We start from the raw sequence: 23,983 nt of genomic DNA on the forward strand, positions 1-23,983 counted from the left end.
GCGCAGCGAACGGTTGCTGCCCGTGCGTTTTTTTGGCTGCGTTGCCCTCCTATGGCCCGAAAGAGCTATTTGCGTCTCCTTCAGCGCGGATCGGTCATGTTCCCGGGCCATGTCCCATATAGTTTCAAGTAACGCGGAAACATGGTATGGAGGTGATCGCGATGAGCTCGGGAGAGGAGACGGAGCAGCTCAATTTGCATATTACGGGAATGACTTGTGCCGCTTGTTCGGCCCGGATTGAGAAAGTCGTCGGCAAACTTCACGGCGTCAAACAAATTTCCGTTAACTTGGCGACGGGAAGCGCCGCTATCGTTATTGAACCGTCGGCCATACAGAAAGAGCATATCGTCGGGAGGATCGAGCAGCTCGGATATGGCGCCAAACTAAAGGAGGAACGGAATAATGATGCTGAGGCCGGAACGGCAACGCCAACGAAGCTCATTTGGTCTGCAATTTTAACCTTCCCCCTATTGTGGGCAATGGTCCGGCATTATTCGTTTACTTCAGGCCTATGGGTGCCTGAAATATTTCTGAAGCCGTGGTTTCAATGGCTCTTGGCGACTCCCGTCCAATTTGTGCTGGGCCGCGACTTTTATTTTCGCGCCTGGCAAGCTCTGAAAAACAGAACGGCCAATATGGATGTGCTCGTCGCCATAAGTACTACCGCCGCTTATTTTTACAGCCATTTTGTGGCCATCCGGTCCCTTCGCTCCGCCTTTGTTAACCCTCACGCGGTTTATTTCGAGACAAGCGCCATGATCATTACGGTCGTGCTGCTGGGCAAATGGCTGGAGGCATCGGCCAAACGAAGGACGCTGCAAGCCATAAGCAGGCTGCGATCGATGCAGGTTGGCACGGTCAAGGTGCTCCGCGAAGGGAAAGAGACTTCTGTCCCGCCAGATGCCGTCCGGATTGGCGATCACATCGTCATAGATCCCGGCGATTCCGTTCCGGTGGACGGACAAGTCGTCGCAGGAAGTTCCGCGCTTGACGAATCCCTGCTTACGGGGGAGGCTGTGCCTTCCGAGAAAAGCCCCGGCGACAAGGTGGCGGCAGGAATTCGCAACGTAACCGGAAGGCTGGTGGTGAAAGCTACGGCGGTGGGCGATCAGACAGCGCTTGGCAAAATGATACGCCTGATGGAGGAAGCGCAGCTGTCGAAGGCCGACATTCAACGGCTCGCGGATCGGATGGCGGCTGTTTTTGTTCCCGTGGTGCTTGTTTTGGCCGTTTCGACATTTTGCCTATGGATGTTCTGGCTGGAGCCGGGCCATGTTGGCGGAGCTCTGTTCAAGGCGATGGCGGTACTGGTGATCGCTTGCCCCTGTGCGCTCGGCCTGGCAACTCCTACGTCCGTCCTTGTGGGCACAGGCCGCGCTGCGGAAGCCGGAATCCTGTTTAAAGAAGGGAAACATATGGAACAGCTTCAGCGGGTAGGAGCCGTGCTTTTCGATAAGACAGGCACATTGACAACCGGAACCCCTCGGGTCACGGAGTTGATCGGCCATGGGCGCAGCGACCGCCAGCTTCTGCGTTTATTGGCAGCAGCCGAAGCTTTGTCGGAGCACCCGTACGCGAAAGCAGTCGTCAAGGAAGCGCAAAAGAGAGGGATCCAAATCCCGAGTCCGGACGAGTACGAGCCGTTATCCGGGCAAGGAGTGAGGGCTTTGGCAGACGGCCATGAGATTGTCATCGGCTCCAAAAAGCTATTGAATCGGTGCGGGGTCCCGATCGAAGCGAACGTGGAGCAGGCGCTTCGGCTGGAAGCGGAGGGGAGGACCGTCCTCTTCACAGCTGTTGATGGGAATTTTGCCGGAATCGTCGCCTTAGCGGATACGGTCAAAGCGGCAGCCCCCCAAGCCGTAAGAAGGCTAAAGAGGATGGGGATCAGAGTCATCATGGTCACAGGGGATAACCGGCGTACAGCGGATGTGATCGCGTCGAAAGCCGGAATTGCTGAAGTGCATAGCGAAATGCTGCCGGACGACAAGGTAAAGCTGGTTCGAAGGCTGCAGCAAAGAGGGGAGCGCGTAGCCATGGTCGGGGACGGAATCAACGATGCACCCGCTTTGGCGGCGGCCGACATTGGCATTGCCATCGGAACGGGGACGGAAATCGCCAAAGACGCGGCGGACATCAATTTGCTTCATAGCGATGTGAATCGAGTGGCAGATGCGATTGTGATCAGCCGGAAAACGATGCGAAATATTCGGCAAAACCTGGCCTTTGCCCTTGTCTATAACGTGCTGGCGATTCCTTTAGCTTTCATGGGCTGGTTCGCGCCTTGGGTTGCGGGTACGGCGATGGCGTTCAGTTCGGTTTCGGTCGTTTCCAATGCGTTGCGGTTAAAGCGGGCGTCGTGGCGAAAGTGAGGGGATGCATGATCAAAAAAGACTGAAAATTACCAAATATAGCTTGATGTTCGACAATTTGTCATGTAATATTGAGTAGAGAAATATCAAAAAATGTCGAAAAAAATGAATCGAAAGTCGCAATCCATTGATAAAGGCAAACTTATCGAAAGATAAGGACGCAAAACCACGGGTCTAAAGCGGATGCCAAGATAGCCGGGTTACCATGGGGGAATGAGAAGAAGCTGCCCCTGCCAAGCGGGGGCAGTTTTTTTACCGTTACAGAATGTTTAAGTTCTGTGAAGCGATAAAGCGAACAGAAGAACATTCTTTACGGCATGGAAAGCTTCCGCTAAACGCGGCCGCTCATCGTCGAGAAGGCTTCGAAAGAAGCTTTTCTTACTCCGTCACAATGCCGGCGGGGGCCAATTCGAACCGAGGAGGAAGGCAATATGCAGGTGACCGAGCAGGAGCAGTATATCGAATTTGGCATCGGCAACGAACGATACGCCATTCGTATCCAGGATATCCACGAAATCATCAAGATGCAGGATATTACGCACATCCCCAACGTTATGCCCTATGTGAAAGGGGTCATTAATTTGCGGGGAAAAATCGTGCCGGTCATCAGTCTTCGCCATTTGTTCGGCCTCGACCAGGAGACGGATTCCAAAAATACGAGAATTGTGGTCGTTAATCATCAGGAAGATACCGTCGGCATTATCGTCGACCGCGTCAATAAAGTAACGACTTTCTCCGATATTCAGCTTCCGCCGGACCGAGTCGGGGGGATCGACGGCAACTTCTTCGTCGGCATCGGCCTGACGGGCGGCGGACTTGTCGGCATTTTGAAGCTGGACACGGTCCTGCTGCATGAATAGGAGTGACGGCGCGATGATGTCCGATTACAAAGAGCTGTTTCTGGAAGAATTGGACGAGCAGCTGCAGCTGATGGACGATGAAATATTGAAGCTGGAGCAAGCCGGGGAATCCGAGCGGGTCATCCAAAGCCTGTTCCGCGCCGCTCACACATTGAAGGGCTCGTCTGCAGCGATGGGCTTCGAAGAAATGAAGCAGGTGACTCACGAAATGGAGCATCTGCTCGATCTGGTGAGGAACAAGGAATTAACGGTATCCGGGGCGCTGATCGATCTGCTGTTCAAGTCGATGGACTGCCTCAAGCAGTTGAAAGAAAATATCGTGCGCGGCGATGCCCCCTCCGTGGACGTCTCCGGCCGCATCCGCGAGCTGCAATCGTTCTCCGGGGCGCATACGGTCGTGTCATTCAGCACGGCGACACCTGCCGTTTCCAAGCCGGTTCTCAATCTGGATACCCGTCTCAAGGTTCAGGAAGCGCAAGAGCGCGGACTGCGGGTGTGCTGGATTCATGTGCAAATTTCCGCCGATTGCGTCATAAAAGGGGCGCGGGCGTACGTCATTCATTCCAATATGAGCGAATGGGGAGACGTGCTCTTGACCGCCCCGGAGCTCGAAGCGATTGACGAGCAGGGCAGCGCTCCGCTGGATGCCGTATTCCTCTATGCCGGCAGCCAAAGCTTCGAAGAGCTGAAAGCGCAAGTCGCCAATTTGACGGACGTCGCCGCAGTTACCGTTGAAGAAATCGACTCGCAAGAGAGCGAGCTGCTGAATCCGGGCGCGGCCGTCGCCGACACTGCCGCCGCTGCCGCTCCGGCAACCTTCGTCCCGGACAAACAAGCCGAAGGCGAGCAAGCATCGCCTGGGAAAGCCAAATCGCAAACGATTCGCGTCAGCGTAGAGCGTCTGGAGCACCTGATGAATCTCGTCGGCGAGCTCGTCATCGACCAGACCCGGATCCATCAAGTGGAACGGACGCAAAGCAGGCGGTTTTCCGACGAGACCGTCGCTGAGCTGGGGCAAATTTCCGACCATTTGTCGCGCATTATCGGCGACTTGCAGGAGAGCGTCATGAAGGCGAGAATGCTGCCGATCGAGCAGCTGTTCAACCGGTTCCCGCGCATGATCCGGGATCTTTCCCGCGACTTGGGCAAAGACATCGAGCTTGCGATCGAAGGGAAAGATACGGAGCTGGACCGGACCTTGATCGAAGAAATCGCCGATCCGCTCATTCATTTGATCGGCAATGCCGTCGACCACGGCATCGAATCGCCGGAGAAACGGGAGCTCGCGGGCAAGAGCCGCAAAGGGACGCTGACGATCAGAGCTGCGCACGAAGACAACCAGGTCGTTATCTATGTGGAAGACGACGGCGCCGGCATCGATCCGGCGAAGATGAAGGGGTCGGCTCTGAACAAAGGCATTATTTCCGCGGAAGAAGCGGAGCGGCTAAGCGACCGGGAAGCGATCGAGCTCATTTTCCGCCCGGGCTTCTCGACGGCCGCCGCCGTCAGCGACATTTCCGGACGCGGCGTAGGCATGGACATCGTCAGAAGCCATATCGAGAAATTGAACGGCCTCATCGATATCGATACGAAATTAGGGCAAGGGACGAGCTTCAAAATCAGGCTGCCGCTCACGCTGGCCATCATTATCGGGCTGCTGGTGAAGCTGCACGATCAGACGTACATTATTCCGATGAGCAACATCGCCGAGATTGTGCGCGTAACCTATGACGATATTCAAAGCATTCGCGGGCAATCGGTCATTTTGCTGCGCAATCAAGTAATTCCGGTCGCCTGGATCCACGAACATTTCCACATTCCGAAGGCGGATAAAGGAAGACGGCACATTCCGCTCGTTATCGTGGGCTCGGCCGAGAAACGGCTGGCGCTGGCGGTGGACGAGCTGATCGGGAACCAGGAGATCGTCATCAAATCGCTCGGCTCCTATATTGGCAAAGTGGATTGCATCGCCGGCGCTACGATATTGGGCGACGGCAAAGTCGCCTTGATCCTGGAAGTATCGGGCATCATCAGCAAGCTCGGCGGCAAGCGTACCTAGCCGGGCTGATAGTGCACAAGCTGAGGAGGAAGCTTCTTTGTTGTCATTAAACGAAAGAGCGAACGATCTATTGGAAGGTGCGATGGCCTCCGCCAAACAGGTGCTGCACGTCCCCATTGCGATGGGAGAGCCGGAGCCGTTTACGAAGAGCGCCCTGCATAGCGAAATGTGCGTATTGATAGGGTTTACCGGCGATATGGAAGGGCAGCTGATCATCGACGGCGGCACGCAGGCGTTCAGCGGCCTCGGCGGGGCGATGTTCGGCATGGCGCTGGAGGGGGAAATGCTGCACAGCTTTGTCGGCGAAATCGCCAACATGATGGCGGGAAACTTGTGCACCTATATGTCGCTTAAAGAGCGAAAGCTCGATATTACGCCTCCGACCATTCTTATGGGGGATATGAAGCTGTTCCCGTTCGTAGCGGGCTTCTCCGTGCCGATCGGGATCGAGCAAATCGGACAACTCAACATCGTTTTATTAATACATACAGACAAGGCGGGGTAACAGATGGCGAATATTTTGGTAGTCGATGATGCGGCGTTCATGCGCATGATGCTGAAAGATATTTGATCAAAGGGGCCATCAGGTCGTCGGAGAGGCCGGCAACGGTCTGGAAGCGATCGATCAATACGGGAAATTAAAGCCCGATCTGGTGACGTTGGACATTACGATGCCGGAGATGGAAGGCATCGAGGCGTTAAAACGGATCAAGAGCGAAGACCCGAAAGCGAAAGTGATCATGTGCTCGGCGATGGGACAGCAAGGAATGGTCGTCCAGGCGATTCAAGCGGGGGCCAAAGATTTTGTCGTCAAGCCTTTCCAGGCCGAAAGGGTGCTGGAAGCGATCAATAGAGCGCTGGCCTGAGCGGTAGGCCAAATCGGACACGGGGCGAACTTTAGCCTGAACAAAAGCCTGAATAAAGCTGCGAAAGCCGCTTTATTCAGGCTTTTTGCTATGTCGGAAAGTATAAGCTGTGCCTGTACTTGGCCGATTCGCAACTAGTAACGGGCGCTGATTCTCCCATATTAGCTGATAATCGGCGTCAACGAAGTCGCTGATTAGCGAACATGGGCTTAATTTCCGCCATTCAGCACTGCCTGTTCGGGCCGGGTTGCGAAAGTTGCCGAACTTTATCAGTAAATATATGGAAGGACGCGTGCGGAAAACTGCTATAATAAGTTCAACAAGCTACGCCCATGACGGACAGGAGGGATGAGCGGTGCGCAAAGTGAAGATCGGCGTCATCGGCGCCGGGATGATCAGCGGCATTTATTTGAAAAATTGCACGGATATGTTCAGCGACATTGTGGAGGTGAAAGCAGTCGCCGATCTGGTGCCGGAGCTTGCCGGCCGACGGGCGGAAGAGTTCGGCATCGCGAACGTTTATTCGGTCGACCAGCTGCTGGCTGATCCCGAAATTGAAATCGTTGTCAATTTAACGGCTCCTGCCGCCCACGCTCCGCTCAACTTGCGGGCGCTGCAGGCGGGCAAGCACGTGTATACGGAGAAGCCGTTCGCCCTGTCGCGCGATGACGCCGACGAAGTGCTGGCGCTGGCGGAAGCGAAAAGGCTGCTCGTCGGCTGCGCGCCCGATACGTTTCTCGGCGCGGGGCTGCAAACGTGCATCAAGCTCATCGACGACGGCTGGATCGGCTGGCCTTACGCCGCGAGCGGTACGATCATGATGGGCAGCGCAGCCGCCGGTACGCATCCGAACTTCCAAAATTTCCTGAAGCTTGGCGGCGACCCGATTATGGACATGGGCCCGTACTATTTGACGGCGCTCATCGCCATGCTCGGCCCGGTGCGGCGCGTAACCGGCTCGGCGCAGCAGCTGCACCGCGAAGTGAAGGTCATGAATCCGAAATCGCCCGCTTACGGGATGACGGTTCCGGTGGAGGCGCCGACGAACGCAGCGGCCGTTCTCGATTTCCATAACGGCGCCATCGCTACGCTGCAGGCGGCCAAAGAAAGCTTCGGCTATTCGCCGCGGCTGGAGGTGTTCGGCACGGAGGGCAACCTGTCCGTACCGGACCCGAACTTTTTCGGCGGCGCCGTACATATCAAGTTCCCGAACGGGGAGACGAAGGAAATTCCCCATACGCACCCGTATAAGGAAGAGGGCCGCGGCATTGGAATCGCCGACATGGCATACGCCGTTCGGTCCGGCAGGCAGCACCGCGCGAGCGGTCAGTTGGCCCGGCACGTACTCGACATTTCGCTCGCCATCTTCGAATCGTCGCAAACGGAGAGCCACGTCCATCTCCGTACGACGGCCGAGCGCCCCGCGTCGCTGCCGCTCGGTCTGAAATACAACAGGCTCGACCTGTAAAAGAACCGGCAGTTCAGATCCGAACCGAAAGGATGAGGGCATTGAAACGATTTCCGGTCGCCGTTCAGCCGTACACCATTCGCGAAGCGCTGGCGCAAGACTATGCGGGCTCGCTGGAGCGGGTCGCCGCCATCGGCTATAAAGGCATCGAATTAGGCCCCCCGCCGGAAGGGATGACCGTATCCGCGCAGAAGGCGCTGCTTGACCGGCTTGGTCTGCGGGTCATCGGCACGCACGCCGGTTTCGATACGCTGGACTTCGATCCCGACGAAATTGCCGATTATTTGGAAGAGACGGACGGAGGCAAGTTCGTGACGATTTCCCTCCGCTTCGGCTCCAGGCAAGACGTGATTGAGCAGGCGAGGAAAATGAACGGCATCGGCGAGAAGTTCAGGAGGCGCGGCATTACGTTTCTGTATCATAACCACGATTGGGAATTCGCGAAGTTTGACGGCGAGTATATTCTGGACATTTTGCTGCGCGAGACCGATCCCGAGCTTGTGCAGACCGAGCTCGACACGTATTGGATCAAGAAAGGCGGCGAAGATCCGGCGGCCTACTTAAGCAAGCTGAAGGGGCGCGCTCCGCTGCTGCACGTCAAAGACATGGAAGCCGGAGACGAACGTTTTTTTGCGGAAATCGGCGAAGGAATCATCGATTTTGCCGAGGTGGCCGGCGTAGCGGAGCAGATCGGCGTGCAGTGGCTCGTCGTCGAGCAGGACTTGTGCCGCCGCGATCCGTTCGAAAGCCTCAAGATCAGCTACGGCAACCTCTTGAAACTAGGGCTCGTGGAGCCGTAGTAAGGCTGCCGGGGAAAGGCGGAGCGGAGGATGGGAATGTAGGCTATGAGCGAAGCGTGCGCCTTTGAAATCGTGTTGCAACCCTATTTTCGAATTCATTCGAACACGATTGTTGGCGAAGCCGGAGACCCACATTCTTAGGTCCGCAGCGCAGCTACTTTCTCGGGCAACCCAAACTATCTCGTACTTAAAAAGGAGCGTCGCCATGTTTCCGTTCAAGCTTTCGCTTAACACATCCACGCTGATTCCTTACAAACTCGGAATCGAGGAGCAGATCCGCGTAGCGGCTGAAGCCGGCTACGAGGGCATCGAAATATGGGTCCGCGATCTGGAAGCTTATGCCGCCGGAGGCGGCAAGATCGGCGGGCTGCGCAGCTCGGCCGAAAGCTGCGGCATTCAGATTGTGAACGCCATCGCCTTCTGGGCGTGGTCCGATGAAGACGCGGCGGAGCGCGCACGGGGGTTCGAGCTGGCGCGCCGAGAGCTGGAGCTGCTCGCCGAGCTCGGCTGCCCGGCCGCTGCCGCGCCGCCGTTCGGCCGGGTCGAGAACGTTCCGCTGGAGCAGATGGCCGGCCACTTCGCCGAGCTGGCGGAACTTGCGCGCGGCTTTGGCGTGGAGCCGTTGCTCGAATTTTGGGGGCGCGCGGGGCGCCTGTCCCGTCTTGGCGAGGCGGTATATGTCGCTATAGAAAGCGGCGTGGCCGACGCGAAACTGCTGCTAGACCCGTTCCACATGTACACGGGCGGCAGCTCTATCGAGGCGCTTTCGTACGTGAACGGCGAACGGATCGGAATCGTGCACGTCAACGACTATCCCGCATCGCCGCCCCGCGAAACGATCGCTGACCGGGACCGGGTGTTCCCGGGAGAAGGGATTTTTCCCTCAGGCCGCTTCGCCAAACTGCTTCATGAAGCCGGCTATAGCGGTTATTTGTCTCTGGAGCTGTTTATCCAGGACTTCCATGGCAGCTCCGCCCTGGACGTTGCGAGGCGCGGCATCGAATCCGTGCGAAGCGCGTACACGGTAACCTGAATACGAACGTACATCAAAACGAACAGACCGTCCCCTCTGCGGTCTGTTCGTTTTTATATACATAATTTTTCAATTCCGGGCAACGATATGAAAGATATGGAAAACGAATCCCGGATTCAGCGAGAGGTGCCCCATGACGAAATGGGAATGGAGTAAATTGCGCAGCGGCAAAAAGAAGAGAGCCCCTCAGATCGAGATCAATCGGGTGCCCGATCAATTTACGGAGCAGCACGGCGACAAGCGGATCACGGGCGATCTGGAGCAAACCATTGCGTTCGTGAACGGCTTGCTCGGGGATAACGGCGACTTTATGCAGCGCCGGTTCGACGTGTTCGGCGCATTTCCGGCGGTCATGTTCTCTTTCTCGAATATGTCCGATACGGCTCTCGTGAATACAGACATTTTGAAGCCGCTCATGCACGTGCCCGCTCATTTGACGGGAATCCAGTTCGACGTTCATGAACTGAAGGACGTCATTTTGCGCGATACGCTGTATCATGGCAAAGCGTCGTCGGACGATAGATTTGCCATGATCGTCGAATCGCTGCTGCGCGGCGGGACAGTCATCGTCGTGGACGGCATGGACGAAGCGATCATGGTCGAAACGACCAAGGTAGAGAAGCGTGCGATCGACCAGCCGGAAACCGAGCAGGTCATCCGCGGTCCGCGCGAAGGATTTATCGAGCAGCTCGGGACGAACCTTTCGCTTCTGCGCTACAGGCTGCCGACAACCGATTTGAAAATCAAGTCCATGAAGCTGGGCCGCGTTACCAAATCCCGAGTCGCCGTCTGTTATTTGAAGGGTATCGTGAGCGACGCTCTCGTGCAAGAGGTGGAGAACCGGCTGTCGGTGATCGACATTGACGGCGTACTGGACGTCGGTTATCTTGAGCAGTTTATCGAAGACAACAATTTCTCGCCTTTTCCGCAAGTGCAAAACACGGAGCGCACGGATAAAGCGGTGGCGAATTTGCTGGAAGGGAGAGTCGTCATTTTGGTGGACGGTTCTCCGTTCGCCCTTATCGTGCCAACGGTGTTCAACCAGTTCTACCAGACGACCGAGGACTACTCGGAGCGGTTCGTCATGGTCAGCTTCATCCGTCTGGCCAGGCTGCTCGCTCTCGCATTCTCGCTCATCACCCCATCGCTGTACGTAGCGATCATCGCGTTCAACCCCGAGCTTATTCCGACGAAGTTCGCCGTAGCCGTATCCGGCGGACGCGCGGGCATTCCTTTCCCGTCCGTCGTCGAAGTGCTCATGATGGAAGCGTCGATGGAGGTGCTGCGCGAAGCGACGCTCCGGCTGCCGCAGCAAATCGGGGGAGCGCTGTCGATCGTCGGCGTTCTTGTCGTCGGCCAGGCGGCGGTTTCCGCCGGCTTCGTCAGTCCGATCACCGTCGTCGTGATCGCTTTAACGACGATCGGCTCATTTGCCACGCCGGCGTACAACGCGGCTTTGGCGCTGCGGCTGCTGCGCTTTCCGCTCGTCATATTGGCGGCCATGTTCGGGCTGTACGGGGTGATGGTCGGTTTGATATTGATCGCCAATCATTTGCTTTCCCTGCGGTCGTTCGGCGTCCCATATTTAAGCCCCGTCGTGCCGGGCAATTTCGACAGCATGAAGGACACGGTTGCGCGCGCGCCGCTATGGTCTATGAAGAAGCGGCCGGCCATGCTGCATACGCCTAACGACGACCGTGTCGGCGGCAGCGTGATGGACGAGCTCAAAGAGCCGCCGCACAACACGCTCGATCCGCTCAAGGTCGGCAACCACAAGGAGGAGATGAAGATTGGAATATCCTCGTCAAATAACGGCGATACAGGCGGCAGCGATTCTCATTAGCACCATCATCGGGGTAGGCGTGCTGCCGCTGCCCCTTTTCGCCGTCCGCGACGGCAACTCCGGCGCTCCTTTGCTGACGCTGCTGGGAGGCATTATTGCATATATCGGCATATGGATCATCACGAAGCTGGGCATCCGTTTTCCGCGGCAGTCGATCATTCTTTACAGTGAAGCCGTTTTGGGCAAATGGACTGCTTGGATAGGGAACGTGCTGATCATCGGCTTTTTCGCGTTTCTTACTGCTCTTGCAGCGAGGGAGTTCGGGGAAGTCGTCATCACGTCGGTATTGAAAAGGACGCCGCTCGAAGTGACCGTCATCGTCATGCTGCTGATGGCTTCGCTGTCGTCCCGCAACGATATGACGACGTTTGCCTATATTCATCATTTTTATTTGCCGCTGATCGTATTTCCGATCGTCCTGATTTTGGCGCTGTCGTTAAAAAACGCCCAGTTCATCAATTTGCTGCCGGTGTGGGGAAACGAACCTTCGCCAACCGATATGTGGAGGGGCGTTCTGACGATTGCCGCTTTGTTTCAAGGCAGCTTCGTCTATACGATGGTGATTCCAGCCATGCGAAGGCCGGACAGAGCTATGGTCGCCGGCTTCTGGGGCGTATTCATCGCTGGAGGGCTGTACGTCTCCACAGTCATCGCAGCGGTCGGCGTCTTCGGGCCTGCGGAAACGAACAACTTGCTGTGGCCCACGCTGGAGCTCGCCAAAGCGACGTCGCTTCCCGGCAACATCCTGGAACGGCTCGACGCGGCGTTTCTCGCCGTCTGGGTAACGGCTGTATTTACCACGCTGTTTTCCACTTACTATTTTACGATTCATGCGATGAGCCGATTTTTTCGTCTGCGCGATCACAAGCTGCTGGCGCCGTTCATTTTGCCGTTTCTGTTCGCGCTTGCGATGGTCCCGCAAAACGTGGTGCAGATGTACGATATTATTGCGATAGCCGGGCGCCTCGGATTGCTGATTACGATCGTTTATCCGCTTATAGTGCTCCTCGTCGCGGTCATTCGCAAAAAAAGGGGGGACGCGGGCAATGGAAAGGACGCGGAGAACGCAAGCTAGGCTGCTCCTGGTTTTCGTCCTTGCCGTGCCGCTGCTGTCCGGATGCTGGGACCGCCAGGAAATCGAGCAGCGCGCTGTCGTGCTTGGCGTTGGCATCGATGTGGCTTCCGAGCAAACCGTGAACAAAAACGAAGGGGAAGTGTCCCATTTGCGCGGCTCCTTTCCGGAGCCGGAAACAGGAAATATTCGCGTGACGATGCAGATTGCCGTGCCCGGGCGCATTCCGCTCGGCCCCGGCGTGAGCGGCAGCGGCGGAGGCGGGGGCGGCGCCGGCGGGCAAAATACGGTATGGGTCGTGGACGGATTCGGGCAAACGATTAACGATGCGCTGAACAATATGCAGCAGAGCGTAGCGTTGCCGTTGTTTTACGGCCATCTGCGCGTCATCGTCATCTCCGAGGCGGTCGCGAAAAAAGGAATCCAAAACTTGAACGACTTTTTGCGCCGCAATCCGGAAATCCGCAGAATGACGTGGATGGTCGTCAGCCGCGGGAAAGCGGCGGAGGTGATGAGGCTTCGCCGCAGCTCGAGCGTGTGCCGACGTTTTACTTGATGGATACGATGGACCAATCGGTGCGGATGGGCAAATTTCCGAACGATTTTCTCGGCTTGTTTTGGAGCGCCGCTTCGGCCAAAGGAAGGGAGGGGTTTCTTCCCTATGTGGTGCTGAAGCAGCAAGGAATGATGCAGATAAACGGGCTGGCGATGTTCGTCGGTGACCGGATGGTCGGAACGACCAAGCCGCTGGAGGTTCCGCTCTATATGGGAGTCACCGGTTTAATCCGGCGGGAGGAGAAGTTTTCGTCAAAGTCCCGGGAACGTCGGACTACGTCTTGTTCGGCGGCAGAAACCGCAAAACGTCGACCAGGACCGAAATCGTAAACGGCAAACCGGTAATTCGCGTCAAGATCGATATTGAAGGCAATTTACTGGAGAAATCGAGCGAACAAGTAACGATTACCGAGGACGTGATCAAGCAAATCGAGCAGCAGTTGTCCAAGCAGGGTGAAAAAGCGTATCGGGATTTGATTCAAAAAACGCAGGAAAAGCAGTCTGATATTTTCGGTTTCGGCGAGCATGTCAGAGCGTTGCAGCCGATATATTGGGACCGGGAGATCAAGACGAAAGAAAACTGGCAGCAGATGTATAAAGACCTTGCCGTTGATGTCAGCGTGAAGCTGCATATCCGGCGTGTCGGCATGAAAGCGGCGTAAAGGAGGCGGCGGCAGTGGGAGCGGGGCTAACGATCGGCTACGTGAACTTCACCGTCATGTTGTTTCTGTTGGCCGGAACCGCCATATTGCGTATCGATGTCAAAGCATACGAAGCGGCGGGCATGAATAAGGAAAAAAAGGCAGCCCGCTTTTTGGGATGGTTCAATATTGGTTTGGGGCTTGTCACCTTAATCGGCAATTTGATAGTCAAAGGACTGACATGATGCGGCACTGTTGCCTGCAAGAAGCTCGGCGGCCGGTCATCCATTTTGTTGTTGTCTGTACGTAACATGGTGTGTTAATATATGGGAAATAAACGGAAGGGCTTCTAGGGATCCGACCCCGCGAGGGAGGCGAACCGAGCGAAGCCGGCCCCGGCCTTGGCGGCCGGGCTACACCGTAAGGGATAAAAGACCTTCGGAAAGTTCCGCCTGCTAAGGCGAAACGGACCGGGGGTCTTTTTTGCTTTAGCGAATCAAAGGAGGAGGCTGGCCGGGATGGCGTCGATTGTTGTACAGCAGCTGGGCAAATCGTTTCGCACCAAGAAAAAACGGGAAGGCTTCGCGGGCAGCCTGAAGGCGCTCGTTAGGCCCGATTATGAAGACAAGACCGCAGTCGGGAGCATTTCATTCAAGGTCGAGCAAGGGGAGACGTTGGCGTTTCTCGGGCCGAACGGCGCCGGCAAATCGACGACGATCAAAATGCTGACGGGCATTCTTCACCCGACCGCGGGCTACGCGGAGGTGCTCGGCTGCTGCCCGTGGAAAGAGCGGACGAAGCTGTCGTACGGGATCGGTTCCGTGTTCGGGCAAAAATCGCAGCTGTGGTACCATCTGCCGCCGATCGACACGTTCGAGCTGATGAGCCGCATTTACGAACTGCGCCGCGGCGATTACTTGCAGCGGCGCGACCAGCTGATCGAACGGTTCGAGCTCGGGCCTTACTTGCATACGGCCGTGCGCAAGCTGTCGCTCGGCGAACGGATGCGCTGCGAAATTGCCGCCGCGCTGCTGCACCGCCCGCAAGTGCTGTTTCTCGACGAGCCGACGATCGGGCTCGACGTCGTCGTCAAGCAGCGCATCCGCGAGCTCATTCGCGAGCTGAACCGCGAGGAGGGAACGACGATTTTCCTGACATCGCATGATGCCGGCGATATCGAACGGCTGTGCGAGCGGGCGATCGTGATCAATTACGGACGCATCGTGTTCGATGACCGCGTCGAGCTGATGAAGCGGCGGTTTTTGACGCATAAGACGATTCGGCTTGTGCTGGAGGAGGAGCCGGAAAGGGTGGAGCTCGCCGGGGTGAGCGTGCTGGAGCAGAGCGGCGTTCGGCTGGCGCTCTCCGTCGATACGGAGCTGACGACGATCGAGGCGGCGCTGTCGCGCATTATGGCGCGGCACCGGATCGTCGACGTTACGGTCGAGGATCCGCCGATGGAGAGCATCATTACGCACATGTACGGCTACAGCGGAAAGGAGGAGCTGGCAACATGACCGCTCTCGGCAAGTCCGTCAAATATGTATTTATCGGCAAAATTACGCTGCGCAATCAGCTCGCGTACGTCGCCGATTTCCTCGTTCGCTCGCTCTTTCTTCTGCTCATTTTGTACATTTTCCTGCAGCTGTGGCGGACGACGTTTCAGGGCGAAGGCACGGAGCTGATCGCCGGCTACAGCTTCAAGCAGATTATGTGGTACTTGGTCGTTACGGAGGCGATGACGCTCGCTTGCCCGAGTCTGTGCACCCGGATCGAGGAAGAGGTGAAAAGCGGCGATGTGGCGTTCAAGCTCGTGCGCCCGATCAGCTTCATCGCTTTTCATTACGTCGAGTACATGAGCGAAGCCGCCATCCGTTTCGCCGTCAATGCGGTGCTCGGCGGGGCGCTCGGTCTGCTCGTCATCGGGCCGCCCGCATTCGGCGCAGGGCTGCTGTGGCTGCCGGTCGCCGCCTTCGGTGGCTTCACGGTCAATTTTACGGTCAACATGACGCTGGCGCTGAGCGCTTTCTGGGTGGAGGAGACGCGCGGCCTCGAATTCGTCTATCACAAATTCCTGTTTACGATCGGCGGCATGCTGATGCCCCTCGAGCTGTTCCCGGAAGCGCTGCAGCGTATCGGGCACTGGCTGCCGCTGCAGGCAATCGTTTATATCCCGGCGAAAACGGCGGTGGCGTTCGATTGGACCCGGCTGCCGGCGATGCTGGCGACCCAGGCATTTTGGATTGCCGTATTCGGTCTCATCGCCGTGTTCGTGTACCGGAAAGGAGTGAAGAGGCTCAATGTTAACGGCGGATAAAGGCAGACTGGCATCTATCAGCGAATACGGGCGGCCGGGACAGCTGCGGCGCCTCCTTCTTTTCGTCTGGCAGTGCTGGAAGCTGAACCTCGCGGGTGCGATGGAGTTTCGCCTCAGCTTCCTGCTCACGGCGGGCATGATGGTCATCAACAATGTCGTATGGATCGTGTTCTGGGGGTTGTACTTCCGCCGCTTCCCGGTGCTGAACGGCTGGGAGCTGCGGGATGTCATGATGCTGTGGGCAGTGGCGGCCGGCGGCTTCGGAGTGATGGCGACGCTGTTCGGCAATGCGCCCCGCATCGCCAATCTTGTCGCCACCGGACAGCTGGACGTGTATTTGTCGCAGCCGAAGCCGGTGCTGCTGCACGTGCTCATCAGCAGAATGTCGGTGAGCGCGATCGGGGACGTCTTGTTCGCGCTGATGATTTATGCCGCGTTCGGAGACAAATCAGTAGCGGGAATCGTCAAGTTTGCGCTCGCCATGGCGCTTTCGACGCTCATCTTTATTTTCTTCACCGTCATTTCCGGCTGCCTTGCCTTTTGGCTGGGCAATACGGAAGGACTCAGTTTTCAGCTGTTCAATGCGCTGCTGACGTTCACGACGTATCCGACGGGCATTTTCCGCGGCTTGGGGAAGCTGGTGCTGTTTACCGTTATTCCGGCGGGCTTCATCAGCTATTTGCCGATCGGGCTGCTGCGCCAAGTTGACGTTCCGTTTCTGCTCGGAGCCGTGGCGGTGACCGTCCTGCTTTGCTTAGGCGGTGTCCGGCTGTTCTACAGCGGGCTTCGCCGCTACGCGTCGGGCAATATGATCAGCCTGCGGCGATGAGGTATTAGGCAAGCTGCTGAAGAGGACTGCGTATACTTTATTGATTATGAATTGAAAGGAAAAATGCGGAGCGGAGGGTGGAAAGCAACCGTAGAGACGACTTTTAAAGCCGCGTTCCACCCGCTAAGGATGATGAAAGGAACGCGGCTTTAACGGAGGCCGGAGGTTGATTTCCGACCCGCAGCGCAGCACTTTTTTCCACGTTGCCTTGAAAAATCGTAAAGGAGGCATAGTTGATGAGTCTTGCCAAAGCGCTAGGATATGGCGCAAACGACCGTCTGCTCATCGTGAACGGCGACGACTTCGGCATGTGTCACGCCACGAACGAGGGGATTCGGCAGCTGCTCGCCGAAGGCGCGATTTCCTCGGCTACGGTGATGATGCCCTGCTCGTGGGCGAAAGAGGCGGTAAGTTGGGCGGCAGCGCACCCGGAGTATAATGTTGGCGTTCATTTGACGCTCACAAGCGAATGGCGTTTCTACAAATGGGGGCCCGTCACCCGCAGCGGCGGCGTCTCCACGCTTACGACCGATGAAGGGTATTTTCCGCCGGACAGCTTGACCGTCGAGCGGAACGCGGATCCGGAACAAGTCCGCAAAGAGCTCGTCAGCCAAATCGAATTGGCGCTGCGGATGGGCTTATCGCCAACCCATCTCGATAACCATATGGGGAGCTTGTACGGCTTGCAGACAGGCCGGGACTTTCTGGACATCGTATTTGACCTTTGCGCCGCATACGGGCTGCCGTTCCGGCTGCCGAGACGCATAAGCCCGGGGGGTGGCTTGCGCCCCGAACTGGCCCGGCTGGCCGAGCAGCGGGCAGCGATGGCCGACGCGAAAGGCGTCGTCATTCTCGATGCGCTCCTGTCGCTGCCCTTCGAGCTCGGCGAAGGCGAAACGTACGACATGTTCAAGAATAGCATGGCAGCGCTGCTGCGGTCGCTGCAGCCGGGAGTTTCCGAAATCATCATCCATCCTTCCCTGGTTACCGACGAGCTGAAGGCCATTAATCCGCACTGGAAGAAGCGGGGCATGGAGTTTGACATCTTCCGCGATCCCGACATTCGAAACGTCATCGCTGCTGAGCAAATCCGCATGATCCGCTGGTCTGACTTGAGGGATTTGCAGCGGTCCCGGTTGTGACGCCTGCGACCGGCGTTCCCGGCTCCGGGGCGCCGCCCGCTTATGAAAAACGCCGCTGCAGTTGCGCAAAGCGCACTTACAGCGGCATTTTGAGCACACTGTCAGCTGCAGTTGCAGCGAAAGCATTTGCAGCAGCGGTCAAAGGTGCGCACGACTGAAAATGCCGCTGTAATGCCGCCGGGGACTCAATGGCTTAATAGCCCCACCTGGCGCAAAACGGGCAGGCGCCATTGCCGGCGCCCGCCCGTTTTTCCTTGCGGCAATTCATTCAAATCAGTTTCAAGCCGCTGATCAAAATCAGGCCGGCGATGACGGAGCGCGTCACCTTCGTCGGCGCTTTGGCCGACAGCCTGCTCCCGAGCAGCACGCCGGGAATCGAGCCGAGCAGCAAGTTGAGGGCCATGCCGTAGTTGACGTTGCCGAGGCCGGCATGAAGGAGGCCCGCCAGCGTCGCCAGCAAAAAGGCATGGGCGATATCGGTGCCGACCAATTTGGCTGCGCTCATGCTGCACAAATACATTAAGGCGATAGCGTACAGCGAGCCGGAGCCGATCGAGGTCAGTCCGACGATAAAGCCGAGAACGGCGCCAACGGTGATGAGCACCGCTTTCTTTTGCTCAATCGGCTTCGCCTGCCAACGGTTCGGTTTCAGCTTGCCGTCGAAGAGCAGTCGGAAGATCGTCGCCGCTGCGGCGAGAATTAATACGATTCCTAAGGCATGCTTAATGATGGCTTCTTCGTTATGATAAGATTCGGCAAAATACCGCAGTACGGCGACGGAGACGACGACCGCCGGCAAGCTGCCGGCCGCCAAATACCGCACCAGGCGAAAATCGATCGTTTTTTGCCGCCAGTGCTGAATGACGCCGAACAGCTTCGTCACGGAGTTGTACACAAGGTCGGTACCGACGGCAACGGACGGATTGATGCCGATCATGACGAGCAAGGGAGTAAGCAGTGAGGCCGCGCCGACTCCGGTCAGGCCGACCAAAAAACCTACGACTAAGCCCATAGCGGCGATTCCGAGGCTGAGGTCCATGCGCTAATGGCCCCCTTTCAAAAACCTAGTAAGTTTATTGGTTTTATTTTATTTTATTTTTTATGCGCTGTAAACAAAATTTAGAACAAAATGGAGCAGAAAGCAATAGTCCGCTGTAGCTGCAAATTTGGATGCAAAAAGTGCGGGAAACGGCTAACATGGAAGCAGAGAAACTTATTGCGAGGGAGGCAATCCGGATGAAAATCGTCATTACCAGGCAGCTGCCCCAAGAAGCGATGGCGCTGCTGCGGGCGCATGCGGATACGGTCGAATGGCCGCACGCGGAACAGCCCGCGAGCCGTTCGTTTCTGGAGGAGCACATCGGCGATGCGGACGGTGTCGTCTGTCTGCTGACCGAGCGCATCGACGCAGCGCTGCTTGCCCGCGCGCCGCGCCTGAAGGCGGTCGGGACGATGTCTGTCGGCTACAACCATATCGATGTGAAAGCGGCGACGGAGCGGGGCGTGCTCGTCACGAACACCCCGGACGTGCTGACCGAGACGACCGCCGATTTGGCTTTTGCGCTGCTGATGGCTACGGCGAGACGGCTCGTCGAAGCGTCCGATTATTTGCGGCGGGGCCAGTGGACGACATGGTCTCCACTGCAGCTCACGGGCATGGACGTGTTCGGGGCGACGCTCGGCATTATCGGCATGGGGCGCATCGGCGAGGCGGTGGCGCGGCGCGCGCAAGGGTTCGGCATGAACGTTCTGTACCATAACCGCAGCCGCAAGCCGGAAGCGGAAGAGCGGCTTGGCTTGACGTATGCGGAGCTGCCGCGGCTGCTTTCCGAATCGGATTTCGTCGTCGTCCTGACGCCGTATACGCCGCAGACGGCGGGGCTCATCCGCAAAGAGCAGCTGCAGCTCATGAAGCCGACCGCCGTGCTGATCAACATCGCCCGCGGCGGCATCGTCGACGAAGCGGATTTGTACGATGCGCTGCGGAGCGGTTCGCTATGGGCTGCCGGGCTCGACGTGTTCGAGACGGAGCCCGTGCCGGCCAGCCATCCGCTGCTGACGCTGCCGAACGTCGTCACGCTGCCGCATATCGGCAGTGCGAGCGTGCGGACGCGCACGCAGATGGCGCTTCTGGCTGCGGAAGGCGTGCTGCAGGCGCTGGCCGGGCAGCGGCCGCGGCATGTCGTCAATCCGGAAGCTTATGCGCGGTAATGCCGACATTTTGCACGCCCGCGGAGAATGGGTTACGCTTGGAATACCAGGGATATGAGGGAAACGAGGTCGGACGCATGGAACTGGAACAATCGCCGCTTACGCCGATCCGGCGGCTCGAGCTGCTGCGGGAAATCGCCGAAACGATCAACGGCGCTTATGAGATGGAACCGATGCTGGACGCCGTGCTGCAAAAGCTGCTGCAGCTGACGGGACTGCAGGCCGGCTGGGTGTTTTTGACCAAGCCGGGCTCTTGCAATTTCAGCTGTGCGGCCGATTGCCGGCTGCCGCCGGCGCTTGAGATCGACGGCAAACGGCCGATGCGGGAAGGGAGCTGCTGGTGTCTGGACCGGTTCTGGGACGGGCGGCTCCGCCACGCCGTGAACATTTTGAATTGCAAGCGCATTGAGGACGCTATCAAGTACCGGTGGGGAGATACGCAAGGAATCAGCCATCACGCTTCCATACCGCTGCGCGCCGGGACCGAGCTGTTCGGCATCCTCAACGTCGCGTCTCCGGGGAAAACGCATTTCAGCGGCGAAGAGCTGGCTGTGCTGCAATCGATCGCGTATCAGATCGGAACTGCCGCGCATCGGATCCGGCTATATCAGACCGAGCAGAAGCGGGCTACCCTGTTCGAACGGCTCGGGCAGGTGACCCGGCATATCGGCACGCTGCTGGACAGCCGCAGCCTGGCGGCAGGCATCGTCGGCAGCGCCGGGGAACGGATGGGCTGGCCGGGCGTCGCGTTGTTCGTGAAGGAGGCGCAAGGCTTATCCCGACGGGCGCTGTATCAACGCGGGCAGCTGGACGAACATATTGTACCTGTTGCCGAAAAACGCGGAGGCATGCTGGCGGCGGCGCTGGCGGAAGAACGCACGGTGCAATGGTACGGTCACGAACAGGAGCTCGGCGCGCCCGGCGGGAAATGGTGGAGCGGGGTCGCGGCGCCCCTCGTGCTGCAGGGCGAGCCGTTCGGCGTGCTGGCGGTCGGCGGCGCCGGGCCATCGGGGCTGGACGCGATCGATGCCGAAGTGCTGGAAGCGCTCGCCGCCCACGTCGCGCTTACGTACGACAACGTTTACTTGCACGAGAAGCAGCGCGAGCTCGCGCGCTGGGAAGAGCGCAACCGGATTGCCCGCGATTTGCACGATTCCGTCTCGCAAATGCTGTTCTCGATGAGCCTCCATGCGAAAGGACTCGCCCATTCGCTGCCGGACGTGCCGGAAGCGGCGAAGCAGGCGCTGTGCGAAGTGCAGCGGCTGTCGCAAACGGCCGCTGGAGAGATGCGGGCGATGATTCGCCAGCTGCGTCCGGTCGGGCTCGAGGAAGGTTTGCTGACCGGTCTGCAGCGCTACGGCGAAGGTATAGGCCTCCGCGTCTCGTATGCCGCGGCGGATTTGCGGCAGCTTCCGGAAAGGCTCGAAGATGCGCTGTGGCGTATCGGACAGGAAGCTTTGAACAACGTCCGCAAGCATGCGCACAGCGACATGGCGCAAATCAAGCTGTCGTTTACGCAGTGGGAAGCGTGCATGACGGTATCCGACGACGGAGTCGGACTGCCAAAGCGCAAGGCGGCGAAAACGGCAGGCTACGGCATGACCACGATGCGGGAGCGGGCCGAGGCGCTGGGAGGCACGCTGACGGTGACAAGCAAGGCGGGAAAAGGGACGCAGGTGACGGTCCGCCTGCCGCTGTGACGAGGCGAGAGGAGGAGTGGGGGAATGGAACGGTTGGAACCGCTTAACAAGCTGACACTGCTGCTGGTGGACGATCACGCCATCGTAAGGCAAGGATTGCGCTATTATTTGAATACGCAGCCCGATTTGCAAGTTGTCGGCGAGGCTGCCAACGGGCAAGAGGCGGTTGAGCTGGCGAAGCAGCTGCAGCCCGACGTCGTGCTGATGGATTTGATCATGCCGAATATGAACGGCATCGAGGCGACGGGCGTGCTCAGGGAGCTTTTCCCGGACATGAAGGTGCTCGTCTTGACGACGTTCTCCGATAAAGACTATGTGCTGGCGGCCATTAAGGCCGGCGCTGCCGGTTATTTGCTGAAGGATGCCGATCCGGAGCGCATCGCGGAGGCGATTCGGCAAGCGCACAGAGGGTTGCCGCAGCTTGACCCGGCCGTTGCCGGCCAGCTCATGTCGCATTTGGCTGCGCCCGCCAAGCCGGACAGCAGCGCGCCGGAGCGGCTGACCGAGCGGGAGAAAGAAGTGCTCGGACTGATCGCGCAAGGCTGCTCCAATAAAGAAATCGCCGCTGCGCTCGGCATCACGGAAAAGACAGTGAAGACGCATGTCAGCAGCGTATTGGCCAAGCTCGGCTTGGCCGACCGCACGCAGGCGGCGCTGTACGCGGTCAAGCACGGGTTTGCCTGAGCTGCCGCGGCTCCGGTCTACGACCAAAGTCGTACGACTCCAGGTCCGGCATGGCAGGGGCAAATTGCCGAGGCGCTGGGCCGCCCTTGTACCGAAGCGGAGACGGTTAATCACAGGTAAACTGAAATTGTAAACGAGATCACGACGAAACGCCTGAAAGGATGACCCGAAAATGAACACGAAGCTGAACATCGTTTTAATCGCCGGAAGCAACCGCCGCAACGCCACCAGCACCAAGCTGCTGCGCTATATGGGAGAAGCGCTGCGCAAGCGGGGGGCGAACGTGAAGCTGATCGATTTGTACGAGACGCCGGTGCCTTTGTATTCGCCAGATGCGGAGGAGACGGACGCGAATACCGAGGCGATGGTCCGCACCGTCGGCGAGGCGGATGCGATCGTGCTGGCGACGCCGGAATATCACGGCTCGATATCCGGCGTGCTCAAAAATGCGCTCGATTATATGGGCTCGGCCGAATTTTCCGGCAAGCCGGTGCTGTCCGTCAGCTCGTCCGGCGGCGCCGTCGGGGTCAGCTCGCTGACCCACTTGCAAGCGATCGTGCGCAATTTGCACGGCGTCAATAGCCCCGAGTGGCTGTCGCTCGGCGGCGACGCGCGGCATTTTGCCGCCGACGGCTCGCCGGCGGACGCCGCTGTCCGGCAGCGGGTGGAGCGCACGCTGGACAGCCTGCTCCGTCTGGCCGAGTTGCTGCGCCCGAACGCCGCCGGCGTGAAAATCGGATGAGCGTTAGACGGCAATTTGCTCGGTGCAGCTGCAGAAGCGTCAGCGCCTCGGTTGGCGGGAACGGTCTGTGGTCATTGCAGCTGCATCGGGTTTTGCCGCGGCAGCAGTAGTGACCGAAACGTCCGTTACAGCTCAGGATTTGCAAAAAAAGGACGGTGCAAAACCGCCGGAACTTGACGCCTGCTGCGTCAAAAGGGCGAACCGCCCGGCTTCGCCTGGGTGTGAACTGCCGCATACATAATTGTGCTGGCCTGCTTATCCGGGCATTCATCTTTTGCCGGCATCGCCAATATGCTAATGTATCACGAAGGCGAGGTGACGGCATTGGCTGTAGTAAAGGCAAGGAGTTCCGACGTCGATTTGCTGGCCAGGCTGCTGCGGGCGGAGGCGGAGGGAGAAGGGGAGCTCGGCATGCTGCTTGTCGGCAACGTGGGCATTAACCGCATCCGCGCGAACTGCTCGGATTTTAAAGGCATCCGCACAATCCCGCAAATGGTGCATCAGCCGCATGCGTTCGAGGCGTTGATTCACGGCTACTTTTATCAAAAGGCGCGCGAAAAGGAGAGGCGGCTCGCCCGGCGCGCGATTAACGGGGAGTGGCATTGGCCGGCCCGATTCAGCCTGTGGTATTTCCGGCCGCCGGGTGCCTGTCCGCCCGTCTGGTACAACCAGCCGCACGTAGGACGCTACAAGAAGCATTGCTTCTATCAGCCGACGGCAAAAGAGTGCGAGAACGTGTACCGCGTTTTCGCCTGATGTCGCAAAAACGAGGAGCCCCGCGCCGCCGCT

The 23,983-nt window shown here is 58.2% G+C and carries 23 protein-coding genes, 1 pseudogene and 1 riboswitch; of the genes and pseudogenes, 23 read left to right on the forward strand and 1 reads right to left on the reverse strand.

Translation table 11 applies throughout. The annotated features are described in order from the left end of the window. Positions 1 to 161: 161 nt before the first annotated feature. The 18 genes and pseudogenes from SD70_RS11220 (at position 162) to SD70_RS11295 (ending at position 17,857) form a co-directional block, all read left to right on the forward strand. Positions 162 to 2,372 carry a heavy metal translocating P-type ATPase gene (locus SD70_RS11220; protein WP_052487301.1) on the forward strand — a complete coding sequence of 737 codons (2,211 nt, stop codon included), beginning with the start codon at positions 162 to 164 and terminating at the stop codon, positions 2,370 to 2,372. Between the two features lie 125 nt (positions 2,373 to 2,497). Next, positions 2,498 to 2,580: riboswitch (cyclic di-GMP riboswitch) on the forward strand. Positions 2,581 to 2,803: 223 nt separating this feature from the next. Continuing rightward, on the forward strand, positions 2,804 to 3,232 hold the full coding sequence (locus SD70_RS11225; RefSeq protein ID WP_041047657.1) for a chemotaxis protein CheW: 429 nt from the start codon (positions 2,804 to 2,806) through the stop codon (positions 3,230 to 3,232). Between the two features lie 13 nt (positions 3,233 to 3,245). Then, a complete protein-coding gene (locus SD70_RS11230) occupies positions 3,246 to 5,291 on the forward strand; it encodes a chemotaxis protein CheA (RefSeq protein ID WP_041047658.1) in 2,046 nt (681 codons plus the stop codon). Between the two features lie 37 nt (positions 5,292 to 5,328). Beyond that, positions 5,329 to 5,796: a chemotaxis protein CheX gene (locus tag SD70_RS11235; protein WP_052487302.1), complete on the forward strand. Its 468-nt coding sequence runs from the start codon at positions 5,329 to 5,331 to the stop codon at positions 5,794 to 5,796. Between the two features lie 3 nt (positions 5,797 to 5,799). Next, positions 5,800 to 6,157, forward strand: a pseudogene (locus tag SD70_RS11240) (response regulator). Positions 6,158 to 6,512: 355 nt separating this feature from the next. After that, on the forward strand, positions 6,513 to 7,625 hold the full coding sequence (locus SD70_RS11245) for a Gfo/Idh/MocA family protein (RefSeq protein ID WP_041047659.1): 1,113 nt from the start codon (positions 6,513 to 6,515) through the stop codon (positions 7,623 to 7,625). 41 nt (positions 7,626 to 7,666) lie between these two features. Continuing rightward, positions 7,667 to 8,425 carry a sugar phosphate isomerase/epimerase family protein gene (locus tag SD70_RS11250; protein ID WP_052487303.1) on the forward strand — a complete coding sequence of 253 codons (759 nt, stop codon included), beginning with the start codon at positions 7,667 to 7,669 and terminating at the stop codon, positions 8,423 to 8,425. 205 nt (positions 8,426 to 8,630) lie between these two features. Continuing rightward, positions 8,631 to 9,458 (forward strand): sugar phosphate isomerase/epimerase family protein, encoded by an 828-nt coding sequence (locus SD70_RS11255; protein ID WP_052487304.1) that lies wholly within the window; start codon positions 8,631 to 8,633, stop codon positions 9,456 to 9,458. A gap of 133 nt (positions 9,459 to 9,591) precedes the next feature. Then, a complete protein-coding gene (locus tag SD70_RS11260) occupies positions 9,592 to 11,301 on the forward strand; it encodes a spore germination protein (RefSeq protein WP_041047661.1) in 1,710 nt (569 codons plus the stop codon). Next, positions 11,249 to 12,376, forward strand: coding sequence for a GerAB/ArcD/ProY family transporter (locus SD70_RS11265; protein ID WP_041047662.1), 1,128 nt, complete (start codon positions 11,249 to 11,251; stop codon positions 12,374 to 12,376). The genes SD70_RS11260 and SD70_RS11265 overlap by 53 nt, the downstream gene beginning before the upstream one ends. Beyond that, the gene (locus tag SD70_RS37905; protein ID WP_231571157.1) at positions 12,348 to 12,929 is read left to right on the forward strand and encodes a Ger(x)C family spore germination protein; all 582 of its coding nucleotides are present in this window, start codon (positions 12,348 to 12,350) and stop codon (positions 12,927 to 12,929) included. The genes SD70_RS11265 and SD70_RS37905 overlap by 29 nt, the downstream gene beginning before the upstream one ends. Then, the gene (locus SD70_RS37910; RefSeq protein WP_231571158.1) at positions 12,911 to 13,258 is read left to right on the forward strand and encodes a hypothetical protein; all 348 of its coding nucleotides are present in this window, start codon (positions 12,911 to 12,913) and stop codon (positions 13,256 to 13,258) included. The genes SD70_RS37905 and SD70_RS37910 overlap by 19 nt, the downstream gene beginning before the upstream one ends. Continuing rightward, positions 13,210 to 13,590 (forward strand): Ger(x)C family spore germination C-terminal domain-containing protein, encoded by a 381-nt coding sequence (locus tag SD70_RS37915; RefSeq protein ID WP_231571159.1) that lies wholly within the window; start codon positions 13,210 to 13,212, stop codon positions 13,588 to 13,590. Before SD70_RS37910 ends, SD70_RS37915 begins: the two co-directional genes overlap by 49 nt. Positions 13,591 to 13,604: 14 nt before the next feature. After that, positions 13,605 to 13,814, forward strand: a complete 210-nt coding sequence (locus tag SD70_RS11275; protein WP_041047663.1) for a CLC_0170 family protein — start codon at positions 13,605 to 13,607, stop codon at positions 13,812 to 13,814. A 273-nt stretch (positions 13,815 to 14,087) separates the two neighbouring features. After that, on the forward strand, positions 14,088 to 15,086 hold the full coding sequence (locus SD70_RS11280; protein ID WP_041047664.1) for an ABC transporter ATP-binding protein: 999 nt from the start codon (positions 14,088 to 14,090) through the stop codon (positions 15,084 to 15,086). Beyond that, positions 15,083 to 15,886 carry an ABC transporter permease gene (locus SD70_RS11285; RefSeq protein ID WP_041047699.1) on the forward strand — a complete coding sequence of 268 codons (804 nt, stop codon included), beginning with the start codon at positions 15,083 to 15,085 and terminating at the stop codon, positions 15,884 to 15,886. The genes SD70_RS11280 and SD70_RS11285 overlap by 4 nt, the downstream gene beginning before the upstream one ends. Continuing rightward, a complete protein-coding gene (locus SD70_RS11290) occupies positions 15,870 to 16,715 on the forward strand; it encodes an ABC transporter permease (RefSeq protein WP_082053269.1) in 846 nt (281 codons plus the stop codon). The genes SD70_RS11285 and SD70_RS11290 overlap by 17 nt, the downstream gene beginning before the upstream one ends. A gap of 236 nt (positions 16,716 to 16,951) precedes the next feature. Continuing rightward, complete coding sequence (locus tag SD70_RS11295) at positions 16,952 to 17,857, forward strand: polysaccharide deacetylase family protein (protein ID WP_041047665.1); 906 nt, start codon at positions 16,952 to 16,954, stop codon at positions 17,855 to 17,857. 268 nt (positions 17,858 to 18,125) lie between these two features. Here SD70_RS11295 and SD70_RS11300 read toward each other — a convergent pair whose 3' ends face one another. Beyond that, positions 18,126 to 18,896, reverse strand: a complete 771-nt coding sequence (locus tag SD70_RS11300) for a sulfite exporter TauE/SafE family protein (protein ID WP_041047666.1) — start codon at positions 18,894 to 18,896, stop codon at positions 18,126 to 18,128. A 197-nt stretch (positions 18,897 to 19,093) separates the two neighbouring features. Here SD70_RS11300 and SD70_RS11305 point away from each other — a divergent pair, with 197 nt between their 5' ends. The 5 genes from SD70_RS11305 (at position 19,094) to SD70_RS11325 (ending at position 23,950) form a co-directional block, all read left to right on the forward strand. Further along, complete coding sequence (locus SD70_RS11305) at positions 19,094 to 20,068, forward strand: 2-hydroxyacid dehydrogenase (RefSeq protein WP_197081001.1); 975 nt, start codon at positions 19,094 to 19,096, stop codon at positions 20,066 to 20,068. Between the two features lie 77 nt (positions 20,069 to 20,145). Next, entirely contained in the window at positions 20,146 to 21,768 is a 1,623-nt protein-coding gene (locus SD70_RS11310; protein ID WP_052487310.1) for a GAF domain-containing sensor histidine kinase, read from the forward strand. A gap of 24 nt (positions 21,769 to 21,792) precedes the next feature. After that, positions 21,793 to 22,452, forward strand: a complete 660-nt coding sequence (locus SD70_RS11315) for a response regulator (protein WP_041047667.1) — start codon at positions 21,793 to 21,795, stop codon at positions 22,450 to 22,452. A 172-nt stretch (positions 22,453 to 22,624) separates the two neighbouring features. Further along, positions 22,625 to 23,194 (forward strand): NADPH-dependent FMN reductase, encoded by a 570-nt coding sequence (locus SD70_RS11320; protein WP_331436767.1) that lies wholly within the window; start codon positions 22,625 to 22,627, stop codon positions 23,192 to 23,194. 324 nt (positions 23,195 to 23,518) lie between these two features. Further along, the gene (locus tag SD70_RS11325) at positions 23,519 to 23,950 is read left to right on the forward strand and encodes a cell wall hydrolase (RefSeq protein WP_041047704.1); all 432 of its coding nucleotides are present in this window, start codon (positions 23,519 to 23,521) and stop codon (positions 23,948 to 23,950) included. The last annotated feature ends 33 nt before the right edge of the window (positions 23,951 to 23,983 follow it).

The sequence above is a fragment of the Gordoniibacillus kamchatkensis genome (genome assembly GCF_000829455.1).
GTDB lineage: Bacteria > Bacillota > Bacilli > Paenibacillales > NBRC-103111 > Gordoniibacillus > Gordoniibacillus kamchatkensis.

What these genes read in the sequence shown, in the direction of transcription:
- SD70_RS11220 (WP_052487301.1), top strand. Translation starts at nt 162, where the DNA reads ATGAGCTCGGGAGAGGAGACGGAGCAGCTCAATTTGCATATTACGGGA.
- SD70_RS11225 (WP_041047657.1), top strand. Translation starts at nt 2,804, where the DNA reads ATGCAGGTGACCGAGCAGGAGCAGTATATCGAATTTGGCATCGGCAAC.
- SD70_RS11230 (WP_041047658.1), top strand. Translation starts at nt 3,246, where the DNA reads ATGATGTCCGATTACAAAGAGCTGTTTCTGGAAGAATTGGACGAGCAG.
- SD70_RS11255 (WP_052487304.1), top strand. Translation starts at nt 8,631, where the DNA reads ATGTTTCCGTTCAAGCTTTCGCTTAACACATCCACGCTGATTCCTTAC.
- SD70_RS11260 (WP_041047661.1), top strand. Translation starts at nt 9,592, where the DNA reads ATGACGAAATGGGAATGGAGTAAATTGCGCAGCGGCAAAAAGAAGAGA.
- SD70_RS37905 (WP_231571157.1), top strand. Translation starts at nt 12,348, where the DNA reads ATGGAAAGGACGCGGAGAACGCAAGCTAGGCTGCTCCTGGTTTTCGTC.
- SD70_RS11280 (WP_041047664.1), top strand. Translation starts at nt 14,088, where the DNA reads ATGGCGTCGATTGTTGTACAGCAGCTGGGCAAATCGTTTCGCACCAAG.
- SD70_RS11285 (WP_041047699.1), top strand. Translation starts at nt 15,083, where the DNA reads ATGACCGCTCTCGGCAAGTCCGTCAAATATGTATTTATCGGCAAAATT.
- SD70_RS11290 (WP_082053269.1), top strand. Translation starts at nt 15,870, where the DNA reads ATGTTAACGGCGGATAAAGGCAGACTGGCATCTATCAGCGAATACGGG.
- SD70_RS11295 (WP_041047665.1), top strand. Translation starts at nt 16,952, where the DNA reads ATGAGTCTTGCCAAAGCGCTAGGATATGGCGCAAACGACCGTCTGCTC.
- SD70_RS11300 (WP_041047666.1), bottom strand. Translation starts at nt 18,896, where the DNA reads ATGGACCTCAGCCTCGGAATCGCCGCTATGGGCTTAGTCGTAGGTTTT.
- SD70_RS11305 (WP_197081001.1), top strand. Translation starts at nt 19,094, where the DNA reads ATGAAAATCGTCATTACCAGGCAGCTGCCCCAAGAAGCGATGGCGCTG.
- SD70_RS11310 (WP_052487310.1), top strand. Translation starts at nt 20,146, where the DNA reads ATGGAACTGGAACAATCGCCGCTTACGCCGATCCGGCGGCTCGAGCTG.
- SD70_RS11315 (WP_041047667.1), top strand. Translation starts at nt 21,793, where the DNA reads ATGGAACGGTTGGAACCGCTTAACAAGCTGACACTGCTGCTGGTGGAC.
- SD70_RS11320 (WP_331436767.1), top strand. Translation starts at nt 22,625, where the DNA reads ATGAACACGAAGCTGAACATCGTTTTAATCGCCGGAAGCAACCGCCGC.